The following is an 11,711-nucleotide window of genomic DNA, read 5'->3' on the forward strand; positions in this document are numbered from 1 at the left end:
GTTTGCGCAGCGATTGAACTCATCTGTCTACTGCGCGGTCCCCCGCAGACTGGAACTCTGCAAGGAGCGGGCCAAATTGGATTGAGGCATTCAAGTATATGATTTAAAGTAATTTCATTTATAATTTTTGTAAAATTCCGATGTTTAGCTGCGCTATTGTAAGCAGTTGCTCTGCGTGGATGTAGCGATATCAGCAGTATAATTTACTGGATATTCCGGGGGGAAGCTGGCTGCCGTGCGTACTATCCACTAGTTGGCAATAGTTCAGCAATAAATTTGCTGAAAATCTCTTATGCCGTGGCGTCTATGGACGAACGTTCGATGATCCGCTCCTGCTCACCGTCGGTGACGATGCCGCTCTGCCGCTCGTAAGCTTCGTAGAGCCGCGCATAAGGGCCTTGCAGCAGCGTCAGCTCCGCATGACTGCCAAGTTCCACGACCTGCCCGTCACGGATCACCGCGATGCGATCGGCATCGCGGATAGTGGCGAGACGATGGGCGATGACGATGGCGGTGCGCCCTTCGCAGAGGCGGCGAAGCGCGCGCTGGATCATGCGTTCGGTGTGAACGTCGACCGCCGAGGTCGCCTCGTCGAGCACGAGCACCGCCGGGTCGGTCAGGTAGGCGCGAACGAGGCAGACGAGCTGGCGCTGACCATGGCTGAGGTTCGCCCCAAGCGGGCCGACTTGCGTCTGATAGCCGAAGGCCAGCCGTCCCAGCACTTCGTCCGCGTCGAGGGCGCGGGCAGCCTCTATCAGGTCTTCATCAGCGGCATCGGGGCGGGCCTGTCGCAGGTTGTCGAGAACGGTGCCGCTGAACAGCACGTTGTCCTGCAGCACCACGCCGACATGGCGGCGCAGGTCCGCCTGCCGCATGTGCTTCACGTCGATCCCGTCGATCAGTACTTGCCCGGTCTGCGCTTCGTAGAAGCGCGTGAGAAGCTGGACGAGCGTGCTCTTGCCGTGTCCGGTCGCGCCGACGACCGCAACGACCTCACCGGCGTGGATGTGCAACGAAAGGTCGTGCAGCACTTGTGGGAGAACGCCGGGCGAATAGGAGAAGCCGACCGAACGGAACTCCACTTCGCCGCGCATGGAGGAAACCTGCACCGGATCGTCTGCATCGAGGATGTCGGGCCGGGTGTCCAGCAGCAGGAAGATGCGCTGCGCCGAGGCGGAACCTGAGGCGTAGCGTTCGAACAGATCGTTCAGATCCTGGAGCGGGCCGAGGAACAGCATGACGTAGAACAGGCTCTGGGCAAGCTGTCCCAGCGTGATCTGGCCTTCCAGCAACCCATAGCTGCCTACCAGCAGGATCATCGCCATGCCGACCGCGTTGAGCAGTCCGCTCAGCGGCGCGAACCACCCCGAGCGCATGTTACCGCGCACCAGCGCTCCGTCGAAGTCCGACAGCAGTTCGCGGTAGCGCTGCCGGTTAGGCTCTTCGCGCACCAACTGCTGGATCATGCGAACGCCCGATACCGTCTCGATGAGATGGGAGGTGAAGCGGCTGCGGTTCTCCGCCACTACGGCCCAGCTTCGCTGCGAAACACGCTTGAACAGCCAGGTGCCTACCACGAGGAACGGCACCACACCTGCCAGCGCGAGCAGCAGCAGCGGAGACATCAGCCACAGCATCAGCGCGGCTCCGCCGAAGCGCAGCACGGCCGAGAGCATGTCGGGCGGCCCCTGCACCAGCAGGGCCTCCAACGCATCCACGTCGCGATCCGCACGCGAGAGTATGCGGCCAGCCTTGGTGCGGTCGAAGTAGCCGACGCTGAGGGCCTGGATGTGTTCGAAAATCCGGATGCGCAGGTCGTTGAGGACACGAAGCGCGGCGGAGCCGGCGAGATAGCTGGAAAGACCGGCGAACAGAAAACGCGCCAACCATGTCGTGGCTAGGCCTATGCTCAGCCATGCCAGCAGGCCTTCATCGAGGGTCCAGCCATCCGGCCCCTTGACCAGTCCGTGGTCGAGCAGTTGCCCGACGAACCAGGGGCGGACAAAGACGATGCCGACGAGCAGCGTTTCGAGCGCGAAGACCGCCGCAACTTGGCGGCGGACAGGTCCAAGCAGGGGGACCAGGCGGCGGAACATGCTACGGTCGAGCGCCTTGCGCGCGAGCATTTCCTCGATTTCGATGTCGCTAAGGACGCGCTTGTTGTCAGGCGGCGGCACGGTCTATTCCCAGAAGGTCGCGGTAGAGCGGATCGAGCAGGAGGTCTTCATGCGTACCCGCAGCGGCGATGCGGCCATTGGCCAGAACCACGGCCCGGTCGGCGAGCAGGACAGAGGACAGCTTGCTCGTGATGAGCAGGACGGTCATTGGTCCGCCATGCGCCGCGCGAAGTTGGCGGATGTTGCGCAGGACGGTGCGTTCGGTCACCGCATCGAGCGCGCTGGTGGCATCGTCGAGCACGAGGATGTCCGGCGCGGCGAGCAGGGCGCGGGCGAGGCACAGGCGCTGGCGCTGGCCGCCGGACAAAGTGACGCCGCGATCGCCGATGCGGGTGTCCAGTCCATCCGGCAGGCGCTCCAGCAGTTCGCCGGCTCCGGCCAGGCGCAGCGCTTCGATCAGGGCACTGTCATCCGCTTCGGGCGAGGCTGCGCGTAAATTGGCGGCCAGAGTGTCCGAGAAGAGGAAGATGTCCTGCGGCACGACATGGACACGGCGCCGCAGACCGGCAAGGTCGAGGTCGCGGACATCATGCCAGCCGAGTGCGTCCGAGCCGATGGAGACCGTCCCCCCATTGACGTCGGACAGGCGCGGCAGGAGTGCGGCCAGCGAACTCTTGCCCGCGCCGGTGGCTCCTACCAGGGCAACGATCCGGCCTGGTTCCAAGGTCATGCTGCAATCGTCGAGAATGGCCGTTTCCCCGCCCGGCGCCAGAAGCCGTACGGCGTCGAGGCGAAAACCCAGCGCTCCCTTTGGAAGGGCCGCAGTGCCGCCGAGGATGGCAGGACGCTGGTCGAGCAAATCCCAGATGCGCGCGGCCGAGGCGCGCGCGTCGGCGAAGATGCGCATGACCCGGCCGACCGTCTCGACCCGGAAGACTAGGGTAGTGGCGATGAGCAGTGCGGAAACCAGCTCGCCCACGCCCAGCTTGCCGGCTGCGACGAGATGCGCGCCGTAAGCCATGATCCAGACGTGACCGAGCGCCACCACCGCCTGCGGGATCGGAATGCGTGAACTGCACCAGGCCAGCGCATGGCGCGACTGGTCGAGGAAGAACCCGACATGGCCCCGAAACTTGGCGATGCGGCCCTGTTCGAGGCGGAACGACTTGATGACGCGTACGCCGCCGATACCCTCGGAGAGATCCTGGTTGACCTGATCGTAGGCGTCGCTGACGTTGCGGTCGAGCACGACGAGAGTGTCGGTCTGTCGGACGAAGATCCAGAAGCCGATCAGGGTGAGAAGAAACGGCACGAGGCCCAGTGCCGGATCGTACCAGAACAGCAGACCCATGGCGGCGGTTACTACGAGGGCCGTTTCCACGGTCTGGCGCCAGAAGGCGACCAGGGCATCGCGCAACTTGTCGGCATCGCGGGTGGTGCGGGTGATCATCTCCCCCATGCCGTGTTGCCAGTGATAGCCGAGGTGAAGCGTCTGCACCTGGACCAGAATGCGTTCGCGCAACGTGGAAAGCAGTGCCTGGCTGGCGCGGATGCTGCACATCCCGGAGATGTATTGAAGCACGCCGCGTCCCGCCGCCAGACCGACCAGAAGCGCGGTCCAGTGCCAGGCGACACTGAAGTCGATCGAGCCATCGGCCAGTCGAGTGGCTGCCTTGCCGCTGTTCACGGCGTCCAGCGCCCGGCCGACAAGCCATTGCTGGAGCGCCAAACTGAGGTGGATGACACAGAAAAGCGCGAAGGTGACGGTGAACAGCACCGGGATCGTCCGGTAGAGAGCAAGGCTGCGCAACAAGGGATAGGTGGCGAGCGGAGACGAGCCGCCGGGCTCCGCCTTTTCGGCAGCCATAGGCTTCAAGTTTGTCATCGGCGCTGCGTCAATCCGGATTCGAGTAGTTCGGGCGGCGGATGGCCGCGGCGGAATACTCATGGGGCGGAACGCCGTTCAGGTAGTAGTCGCCGATGTGATGCAGACGCCAGCGGATCGGATCGTGGGTGGTATGAACGCGAACGTCGGCCCAGAAACGGTCGAGGTTGAACTTGCGGTACGACGAACTGGCGCCGAGCAGGGAGAACATGTCGCTGGAGATCAGCAGTGCCGCCTCGTCCGTCTTGGCACGCGCGGCGGCGACGGCGAGTATCAGTTCGTCGTCCAGTTCGCTCGGGCGCCCCTTGGCGTTGTATTCGTCGTAGAACTCGGCGGCATCGCGAAGTAGCGATTCCGCGGCACGCAGCGCTACGGCGTAATCGCCGATGCGCTTGATGATGAGCGGTTCCTGGGCGGCGCGCTCCACGTCCGCATCGATCCAGACGTTGGAGTTGTTGTTGAGGTAGTGGATCGCCGCCTCGAAGGCGCCGCGCGCGATGCCCGCATCGATCGCGGCATGGTTGATCTGCGCCCAGGTCAGGCCAGTGCGTTCCGGCTTCTGCGGCGTGCCTGCGGTGGGAAGATTGACCTGCCAGTCCTCCAGCACCAGGTCCACGAAGCGTACGCCGCCGCTCACCGAGTGGCGCTGTCCGAACGAATGCCAGTCGTCGTCGAGGATGAGGCCCGGCGTGTCGCGATGGACCATGAAGCCGATCTGGCCGTCCTGGGTTTTTGCGCCCGATGAAATCCATTCTGCCAGATAGCTGCCGGTGGCGTAGAATTTCGCGCCGTTTACCACCCACTTGCCCTCGGCGTTGCGGGTGGCGGTGGTGCGGGTGTCGAACTTGTGCTTGCCGCCCACTTCGGCTGCCGCGTGGCCCAGGCGCTTGCCTGCGGCGACATCTGCTATCACCCGGCGGCGCAGCACATCGTCGGGTCGGCGCAGGACGACGCGCAGCATCATGTTGTGGATCTGTACCAGCTGGCCGACGCCGCCGTCCGCCGCCGAGATGATCCGGGTGATCTCGACGATCGTTGCTACAGATGCGCCGATGCCGCCCTCTTCGGGAGAGAGTGCCACCGTGGTGACGCCGGAACGCTCAAGGATCGCAGCCTGCTCGTGCGGGATGCGGCTGCGCTCTGCCGGGTCGGCGGAGATCGCCGAGATGAGCGCGGCGGCGTCTTGGGCGGCGGCGATCGCAGCGGCCTCGTCGGGAAATTGCGGGGTGAGGGCGTGCTCGCGGTCGAGCAGGTCGTTGGCGGGCTCTACGCTCACAGCGCGTTCTCCTTGGTGGCGCTATTGGTCGCTATGGCGATTTCCTGCTGGCGCAGCCTGGCCGCACGGCCGTACTCGTCGGGCGGCACGCCGTTCAGATAGTAATTGCCGATGTGATAGATGCGCCAGCGGATCGGATCGTGCGTGGTATGGACGCGCGCATCGGCCCAGTACCGTTGCAGGTTCCAGCGATCGAGCGTGGAGTTGGCGCCGGTCAGCGAGAACAGGTCGCTGCCGATGAAGATGGACGCTTCGTCCGACTGCGCGCGGGCAGTGGCGGTGGCGAGGATCAATTCGTCCTCCAGCGCCCGGTTGCCCGGATCGGCTTTGAACCGGTCGAACGTGCGGGCCGCGTACCGCAGGGCCGATTCCGCCGCGCGCACGGCCACGGCGTATTCGCCGATACGTTTGATCGTGTGCTGCTCGTCGGCCGCGCGCTCCAGCCCGGACTCCGGCCAGGCGCGCATGTTGTCGCGAATATAGGCGGTAGCCGCTTCCAACGCGCCGCGCGCTATCCCGGTATCGATGGCGGCGTGCAGGATCTGCGGCCAGGTCAGCCCGGTGCGCGGCATGAAGTCGGGAGAACTGCCGGCCGCTGCAGCTTTGGGGGCGAAGCGAGGATCGATCTCCACATTGTCGAAGCTGATGCTGCCGCTGACCGAATGCTGTTGGCCGTAAGCGTGCCAATCGTCCTCCAGTTTCAGTCCCGGCGCGTCGCGGTGCAACAGCACGCCGACAGGCCCCTGGTCGCTGGTGGCGGAAATGGAGATCCACTCGGCAAGATAGCAGCCGGTGGCGAACGTCTTGAGGCCGTTGAGCCGCCACACGCTGTTCTCGTCGAGCGTCAGGCGGGTGCCGCCGCCCTTGCCCTTGCCTTTGCCCTCGGCCAGCGCATTGCCGAAGCGTTTGCCGGAGAAGATGTCCTTCAGCAGCCGTGTGCGAAAGTCATCGTCGGGACGGGAGAAGACGCCGCGGATCATCACGTTGTGGATTTGCAGGACCTGCCCGACGCCGCCGTCCGCCGCCGAGACGATCCGCACCGTCTCCACCACAGTTTCGATCGAAGCGCCTAGTCCGCCGAATTCGCGCGGAACGTAGATGCTGGTGATGCCCGAGGCGGAAAGAACTTCGGCAGCCTCGTGAGGCACGCTGTCGTTCAGGGTGGCGTCGCGGGCGAGCACGGCGATCTTCGCGGCGGCTTCGTGCGCGGCGGCGATGGCGGCGCTCTCGCTCGCAAGGCGTGGCGGTGTGGTGGTCATCGTAGGCTCCGATCAGGCCGGCTGCAATGTGGAGGAAGCCGCCTTGGCTGCTGCTTCCTCGCGGCGGCGGACTTCTTCGCGCACGGCCGGGATGATCCAGCGGCCGTAGTCCACCGCATCGTAGAGCGGCTCGTAACCGCGGTTGAGGAACGTGGTGACGCCGATGTCGTAATAGTCCAGCAGCGCCTCGACGATCTGGTCCGGCGTACCGACGAGCGAGGTGGAATCGTGTGTCGCGCCGACTGCGGTGGCCGTGCCGAACCACAAGCACTTGTCATGGCGCTCACCGCGCTCGGCAGCGGCCAGAAGACGCTTGGTACCGGTACCCTGAACGCCGTGGAACAGCGGGTTGGGTGCCGCATTGCGGCGGTTGCTGGCGAGTTTCTCGGCGATTTCGTGCGCCTTTTCCCAGGCCTGCGCCTCGGTCTTGCCGATGATGAGGCGAGCCGAGAGGCTGACGCGCGGGGTAGGCTTGCCGATGGCGGCAGCGGCAGCCTTCAGCTTGCCGATCTGCTCCTGCACATCGGACAGCGGTTCGGCCCAGAGCGCGTAGAGATCGCAGTGGCGCGCGGCGACGTGGTAGGCCGCGTCGGACGATCCGCCGAAGGAGACCGGTGGATGCGGCTGTTGATAGGGTTTCAGAGGCGAGAAGACGTTCTTCAACCGGTAGTACTTGCCTTCGTGGTCGAATGGCGTGTCGGAGGTCCAGGCCTGGCGCAGAATGTCGAGGTATTCGCTGGTGCGGGCGTATCGCTCGTCCTTGTCGGTCAGAAAATCGCCGAGGCCCGGCTCGGCGGTGATGCCGGTGATGGCATGGACTCGGATGCGGCCCCTGGCGACATGGTCCAGCGCAGCCAGCGCTTTCGCGCCATGTAGCGGGGAGAGCGGGCCGGGCCGAAACGGAATCATGAAGCCAAGGCGTTCGGTTACCGAGGCGGCAAAGCCGGTGGCCACGATGGACTCGCCACCGCCCAGCATCAGTACCCTGTCGAAGCCCGCATTCTCATGCGCACGGGCGAGGTCGCGCAGGAAGTCGAGGTCCGGGTGGCCGCCGCCACCGGCGGGTCCCTGGAACTGGTTCTGGGCGGCAAGCGCTCCGACGAATTCAACTGGCATAATCACCCCTGCTCTGGCGCGCGGCGCGCATGTGCCGGATGCTAATCAAGAGCCGTGCCAGTTTGCAGTAACCCTGCAATTTGCGAGCGATGAAACGACGTGCGAGGAGCGCCGCTCAGTCGATCGCTTAAAATGCAGCAGTGAACCGATACGCGGATGATCAAAAACGAGCAGCTGTTGAGGGACTGCTTGATCGTGCAGTAGCCATATTTGCCTTACTTCGCGGCACGCCGCGACTTGCGCTCCTCAGGATATCCAGGCACCCTCCGTTATGAGGCCGGCGTTTCTACCAACCGACCCCCGGTAGTGAACGTCGGCCTTTCAGCCGGAAATTATCGCCAGGGGCAACTCCGGTGGGGTGCTGAGCGCGCAGTTCGATGGTCTCGGCAGGGCTTACTCTTTCCCGTAAAAATCTCGCCCGCACCATGAACGCGTTGCGCTGAAAAGGGTGGCGCACTCTGTTCGCCTTCAACCGCTTCCTTGGATTGTTGCCGCGTGTGACTGACAAGCTGGAACATGCCGAAATTCTGCTCAGCGTACAGGCAAACAGGAACCGTGATCGCAGAAAGAACGCTTCAATCCTTTCTGAACCTCACTACTCGGTAGACAGGAGTGATGACGTTGGCGCCCATGATTGCGGTGTTCGCCGGACCCAGGTAGCGCTCGATCTCGTCAACTTTCGGCCGAGGACATCACCCGCAGTGCCTAGCGTGCTTGTTCAAATGCCGACGCCGAGGCTGTGGACAACTGCCCGGAACGAGGTTTTTGCCGAAGTGTGCGGCTTTGAACGTTGATGGGCTTGCGCCATGTTAGCACAGCGCCATGCCGGCCTTTGACGGGCAGCGGTGCCAGAACAGACATCAGCAGGACGAAATTCTTATGAACAACAGCGATCTCGCCGACGCCATCGCTGCCGACCACGGCATCGCCAAGACCGACGCACGCAAGTTCGTCGACGCCGTGTTCGCAGCAATTGGTGATGCGGCTGCCAAGGGTGAGGAAGTCTCGCTTAGCGGTTTCGGCAAGTTCAAGGTCAAGGACAGCCCGGAGCGTGAGGGCCGCAATCCGGCGACGGGTGAAGCCATGACCATCAAGGCTTCGAAGAAGCTCACGTTCACCGTCGCCAAGGCGGTCAAGGACAAGCTTAACGGCTGATCCGGCAAGGGTGGCATCGGCTGAGCCGATGTCGCCCTGCTTACAGTTGCGACGCTGGCTGTGACCGTCGAGTGAGTGGCGGCCCAACTGAGCGCGGCAAGTAGTATGACCGGCATTGCCGGTGCCCCGGTCCGTCTCCAGCGAGATGACGATGTCACGGCAAGATCGCGGCACCACGCACCGACGGCTTCAAACGTCGCTATCGATCTGGGGATCGTCATTTGTCCGAGCGGCAGTTACAGCGGCTCGCACGGCGCTGGAAATCATGGCTGCAAGGGTCTTTTCGGCGCCGCTGCGAAGTTCCGGCTCTAGCGCCCTCCCACTGAAATCAAGGAGCGATCAGAAAGCCACGGCGCGGGATCGGCATTGATCTCGGCCACAAGGTCATACGCCTTCGCGACAGCGGGGCGCTGCGAAATCTCCTCCAGCCAGCGACGGACATTGACGAGATCTTCGAGCGTCTGGCCGAGCCGCTGCCACGGCAATACCCAGGGATAGGATGCTATGTCCGCAATCGAGAAAGTCTCGCCAGCCAGATAGCGACGGTCGGCAAGACGCTTGTCGAGCACCCGGAAAAGGCGGCTCGTTTCCCGGGTGTACCGTTCAACGGCATAAGGCAATTCTTCGGATGCCAAGTTGCGGAAATGGTGATTCTGGCCTGCCATTGGTCCCAGTCCGCCAACCTGCCAGAACAGCCATTGCAAGGCCTCACTGCGCTGGCGCGGCTCGGACGGAAGAAATTGTCCCGTCTTCTCGGCAAGGTAGAGTAAGATTGCGCCGGACTCGAAGACGGCCAAGGGATGGCCACCGTCGGCCGGCTCGTCATCGACGATGGCTGGGATACGGTTGTTGGGCGCTATAGTCAGGAAATAGGGCAGGAACTGCTCGCCCTTGCCGATGTCGACCGGCGTTACGCGATAAGGCAACCCCACCTCTTCCAGGAAGATGCTGACCTTATGACCATTAGGCGTCGTCCAGTAGTAGAGATCGATCATCCGACCTTCCTCGAAAAGACGTGGGAAATGTCGTCATTCAGGCGAGAATCGCGCCATCACCGCGCGGTTGCGACACAATGCGGAGGTAAGGTTTTACGGTTTTCCAACCGTCGGGAAAAAGCAGCCTTGCCGCCGCGTCGTCGATGGACGGGACAATGATGACGTCATCGCCCTCCCGCCAATCGGCGGGCGTGGCGACCTTGTGCTTGTCGGTCAGTTGCAGGCTATCGATTGTACGCAGGATTTCATCGAAATTCCGTCCGGTAGAGGCGGGATAGGTCAGTGTCAGACGAAGTTTTCTGGCCGGGTCGATCACCAGCACTGTGCGCACCGTCGTCGTGTCGGACGCATTGGGATGGATAAGATCCAGCAAGTTCGAGACTTTGCGATCATGGTCGGCGATCAGCGGAAAGTTGATCGCCGTACCTTGCGTTTCTGCAATGTCACGCGCCCAGCCCTGATGGCTGTCTACCGGATCGACCGAAAGCCCAATTACTTTCACGCCCCGCCTATCGAACTCTGGCTTAAGATGCGCGACAGTTCCCAGTTCGGTCGTGCAAACCGGCGTAAAATCCTTGGGATGGGAAAATATCACCACCCAGTCGGTGCCAGCCCAGGTATAGAAATCGATGAGCCCTTCGGTCGAATCCTGCGAAAAATTGGGCACCGTATCGGATAACTTCAGAGACATGTGAGTACCTTCCTCAAGTAGAAAGCAAGGTTACGGCGCCTGGGCAGGTGCCTTGATGCTTATCTCTAATTAAAGTGGAAAGGATATTTGGCGATGTCGCCTGAACATCCGTAAAACCGGGCGATGCAATGGCTGCCTGGATTAGCTAAGGCTAGACATCCACTTTTTCCAGTCAATGGCAAGATTTACTATCTGCTGGTCAAGTATCGTTTTATGGATTGTAGACGGAAACGGGAACCGCTTCGAAAGACCGCCCAGACTGCAACTTCCGCGGGTTGATGGCCGATCAGTTGAGAGCAGCACACTCTCGGCGGCAGGCGCTGTTCCCGGCACCATTATCTTGCCGTAGGACAAAGCGAAGCCAGCGAGAGACCTGCTCAAAAACTGAGCGCTCACGACCGCAGTTGTCGTGTTGCCAAATCAAACCTAACCTAACGACTGAATACGCGCTCACGCAAAGGTATAGCCGCCGTCGCAGAACAATGTGCTGCCGGTCATGTTGCCATTGTCCAGAAGGAAGAGCGCGGCATGCGCCTGTTCTTCCACATGCGCCGGTCGCTGCACGACGCAAAGCCGGCGCCAATGATCGTACGCCGTCTCACGCTGTTCATTTGGCCGGCTGCGCCAGAGTTCGCTGTCGGTCGTACCCGGAGAGAGGCAGTTGACCCTGATCGGCGCCAGCTCAATCGCCAATCCGCGGGTTAGACCTTCGACGGCGGCGTTGCAGGCCGCATAGGCCGGCGCACCGATGGGACGGGCCGAGGCCGCGCCGGACATCAGCACGATACCGGCATCTCCTCGCAAGTGACGCAAGGCTGCGAAGAGGGTCCAGTACTGGCTCCAGAACTTGGCGGCGAACAGCGCCTCGCTCGTTTCCGGATCTCCGTCTCGGAAAGCCCCCGTACGGTAGCTGGCGGCAGATATGAACAGGCCTGACAGCCCCTCGGTGCCGGCGAAGAAGCCTGCAACTGAGGCACGATCGGTGGTATCGACCGGGCGCCCTATGGCCCCGTCTCCCAACTGCCGAACCGCGGCATCGAGCCGTTCGGTCGAGCGCCCCCCGATCACGACACGATCGCCGCGTTCGACGAGCGCTGTCGCAAGGGCCAATCCGATGCCGGACGATCCGCCGATGATGGCGTAAGTTGTGTCTCTCATGGACAGAGGATATTCCGGCCGGTACTTCGGGTAAAATGAAGGATGTTCCCCTGATTCAC

General features: G+C 62.7%; 9 protein-coding genes. 1 reads left to right on the forward strand and 8 read right to left on the reverse strand.

All coding sequences use genetic code 11. The features are described from left to right. Positions 1-290: 290 nt before the first annotated feature. From ACI3K3_RS00225 to ACI3K3_RS00245, 5 genes are read right to left on the reverse strand one after another with little or no spacing between them, the layout of a single operon-like run. Positions 291-2,177, reverse strand: a complete 1,887-nt coding sequence (locus ACI3K3_RS00225; protein WP_404911363.1) for an ABC transporter ATP-binding protein — start codon at positions 2,175-2,177, stop codon at positions 291-293. Further along, positions 2,164-3,984 carry an ABC transporter ATP-binding protein gene (locus ACI3K3_RS00230; RefSeq protein ID WP_404911364.1) on the reverse strand — a complete coding sequence of 607 codons (1,821 nt, stop codon included), beginning with the start codon at positions 3,982-3,984 and terminating at the stop codon, positions 2,164-2,166. The genes ACI3K3_RS00225 and ACI3K3_RS00230 overlap by 14 nt, the downstream gene beginning before the upstream one ends. Positions 3,985-4,012: 28 nt before the next feature. Continuing rightward, positions 4,013-5,278, reverse strand: a complete 1,266-nt coding sequence (locus ACI3K3_RS00235; RefSeq protein ID WP_404911365.1) for an acyl-CoA dehydrogenase family protein — start codon at positions 5,276-5,278, stop codon at positions 4,013-4,015. Continuing rightward, a complete protein-coding gene (locus tag ACI3K3_RS00240; RefSeq protein WP_404911366.1) occupies positions 5,275-6,537 on the reverse strand; it encodes an acyl-CoA dehydrogenase family protein in 1,263 nt (420 codons plus the stop codon). The genes ACI3K3_RS00235 and ACI3K3_RS00240 overlap by 4 nt, the downstream gene beginning before the upstream one ends. 12 nt (positions 6,538-6,549) lie before the next feature. Then, entirely contained in the window at positions 6,550-7,653 is a 1,104-nt protein-coding gene (locus ACI3K3_RS00245; protein ID WP_404911367.1) for an LLM class flavin-dependent oxidoreductase, read from the reverse strand. Between the two features lie 879 nt (positions 7,654-8,532). Between ACI3K3_RS00245 and ACI3K3_RS00250 the strand changes: the two genes are divergently transcribed. Further along, complete coding sequence (locus ACI3K3_RS00250; protein ID WP_404911552.1) at positions 8,533-8,808, forward strand: HU family DNA-binding protein; 276 nt, start codon at positions 8,533-8,535, stop codon at positions 8,806-8,808. 308 nt (positions 8,809-9,116) lie between these two features. On the opposite strand, the gene ACI3K3_RS00255 is transcribed toward ACI3K3_RS00250, so the two are convergent. The 3 genes from ACI3K3_RS00255 to ACI3K3_RS00265 form a co-directional block, all read right to left on the reverse strand. After that, entirely contained in the window at positions 9,117-9,803 is a 687-nt protein-coding gene (locus ACI3K3_RS00255) for a glutathione binding-like protein (protein ID WP_404911368.1), read from the reverse strand. Between the two features lie 37 nt (positions 9,804-9,840). Beyond that, positions 9,841-10,494 carry a peroxiredoxin gene (locus ACI3K3_RS00260; protein ID WP_404911369.1) on the reverse strand — a complete coding sequence of 218 codons (654 nt, stop codon included), beginning with the start codon at positions 10,492-10,494 and terminating at the stop codon, positions 9,841-9,843. 450 nt (positions 10,495-10,944) lie between these two features. Then, entirely contained in the window at positions 10,945-11,652 is a 708-nt protein-coding gene (locus ACI3K3_RS00265; protein ID WP_404911370.1) for an SDR family oxidoreductase, read from the reverse strand. Between the last annotated feature and the right edge of the window lie 59 nt (positions 11,653-11,711).

Origin of the sequence: Novosphingobium sp. ZW T3_23, assembly GCF_044987305.1 — a bacterium.
GTDB lineage: Bacteria > Pseudomonadota > Alphaproteobacteria > Sphingomonadales > Sphingomonadaceae > Novosphingobium.

What these genes read in the sequence shown, in the direction of transcription:
- ACI3K3_RS00245 (WP_404911367.1), bottom strand. Translation starts at nt 7,653, where the DNA reads ATGCCAGTTGAATTCGTCGGAGCGCTTGCCGCCCAGAACCAGTTCCAG.
- ACI3K3_RS00265 (WP_404911370.1), bottom strand. Translation starts at nt 11,652, where the DNA reads ATGAGAGACACAACTTACGCCATCATCGGCGGATCGTCCGGCATCGGA.
- ACI3K3_RS00230 (WP_404911364.1), bottom strand. Translation starts at nt 3,984, where the DNA reads ATGGCTGCCGAAAAGGCGGAGCCCGGCGGCTCGTCTCCGCTCGCCACC.
- ACI3K3_RS00255 (WP_404911368.1), bottom strand. Translation starts at nt 9,803, where the DNA reads ATGATCGATCTCTACTACTGGACGACGCCTAATGGTCATAAGGTCAGC.
- ACI3K3_RS00260 (WP_404911369.1), bottom strand. Translation starts at nt 10,494, where the DNA reads ATGTCTCTGAAGTTATCCGATACGGTGCCCAATTTTTCGCAGGATTCG.
- ACI3K3_RS00250 (WP_404911552.1), top strand. Translation starts at nt 8,533, where the DNA reads ATGAACAACAGCGATCTCGCCGACGCCATCGCTGCCGACCACGGCATC.
- ACI3K3_RS00240 (WP_404911366.1), bottom strand. Translation starts at nt 6,537, where the DNA reads ATGACCACCACACCGCCACGCCTTGCGAGCGAGAGCGCCGCCATCGCC.